A 1,101-nucleotide genomic window follows, 5' to 3' on the forward strand; every position below is an offset into this window, starting at 1 on the left:
CAGATTGCAGCCGCGCTCAAACAAAGTAAATATACGTTACTGAAGCCGGAGGAAAATCTAACTCAGAAGCAAAAAGCAAAACTGGAAGAAATTCGAGAAGTAGTGCCAAGTCTGGCTCGAATGCATCAGGAGAAGGAATCGTTTAGAGCCATCTTTGAGCAAGCAAAAGATTGGAAAGATGGAACCTTTCAATTGCTCGATTGGTTAGCTCAAGCTCAGGATTCTTTTCAAGAGAGCGTAAGAACAATTTGTCGATGGTTTGGTGAAGTCACCGCCTATTTTGATAATCACACAAATAGTGGTGTTGTCGAAGGTATTAACAATAAATTGAAGCTGATCAAGTGGTCAGGTTATGGGTTCAGGAACTTTGACAATTTTCAGTTACGTTGCTTAATTTGCTGGCATTTAGCTATTGATTAAGCATAACTCGGACGATAGAGCCACTTCAAATAAATTACAAACCCTAAAAGCCTTGATGTAGTTGGCTCCTAGCCTATGGGCGATACTGGACTCGAACCAGTGACCCCTTCCGTGTGAAGGAAGTGCGCTACCACTGTGCTAATCGCCCATTGATTTTCTTAACCAAGAATACTATTTTAGGTCAATATGGCAAGATTTGCAAGCGTAAACTTCCCCGCCCTAGAAGGGCGAGGCTTTCTGTAGCCCTCCGGCTATCTCGCAAGCTAGCCAAGAGCCTCCAGGCAGCGTTACGGACTGCCCCAAAAGCGCAATATTAATTGCTCCATTTAGGTCTGCATCACCAATCCATCCGCAATGCCCACACTTGAACTTTTTTTCAGTTCTCAACCCAATATGCAAGCAACAATGGCAGGTTTGACTGGTATAGGCAGGKGGTACAGCAACCACCTCAACTCCTTCCTTGATACCCTTGTATTCCAAGAATTGTCGCAACTGATAGAACGCCCAACTGTTAGACCGTCTCCGCTCGGTCGTGTTTCTCGGTTGCTGGTTGATTCTATCTCGAATRSMTSTCAAATCCTCGCTAGCAACAATGGCAGGTTTGACTGGTATAGGCAGGGGGTACAGCAACCACCTCAACTCCTTCCTTGATACCCTTGTATTCCAAGAATTGTCGCAACT

Annotated in this window: 2 protein-coding genes, 1 tRNA gene and 1 pseudogene; 1 reads left to right on the top strand and 3 read right to left on the bottom strand. The window is 44.8% G+C overall.

What is annotated here, in order from left to right; translation table 11 throughout:
* Positions 1 to 420 (top strand): ISL3 family transposase (locus L5470_RS13345; protein ID WP_499500258.1); only part of this gene is annotated, 420 nt, incomplete at its 5' end.
* A 76-nt stretch (positions 421 to 496) separates the two neighbouring features.
* Here the strand turns inward: L5470_RS13345 and L5470_RS13350 are convergent.
* The 3 genes and pseudogenes from L5470_RS13350 to L5470_RS13360 form a co-directional block, all read right to left on the bottom strand.
* Positions 497 to 568, bottom strand: a tRNA-Val gene (locus L5470_RS13350).
* 71 nt (positions 569 to 639) lie between these two features.
* A pseudogene (locus L5470_RS13355) lies at positions 640 to 1,011 on the bottom strand (zinc ribbon domain-containing protein); the annotation flags it as partial.
* Positions 1,004 to 1,099 (bottom strand): zinc ribbon domain-containing protein, encoded by a 96-nt coding sequence (locus tag L5470_RS13360; RefSeq protein WP_499500259.1) that lies wholly within the window; start codon positions 1,097 to 1,099, stop codon positions 1,004 to 1,006. The gene L5470_RS13360 and the pseudogene L5470_RS13355, both read right to left, overlap by 8 nt.
* Between the last annotated feature and the right edge of the window lie 2 nt (positions 1,100 to 1,101).

This window comes from Synechococcus sp. PCC 6717 (assembly GCF_022698185.1).
GTDB lineage: Bacteria > Cyanobacteriota > Cyanobacteriia > Thermosynechococcales > Thermosynechococcaceae > Thermosynechococcus > Thermosynechococcus lividus.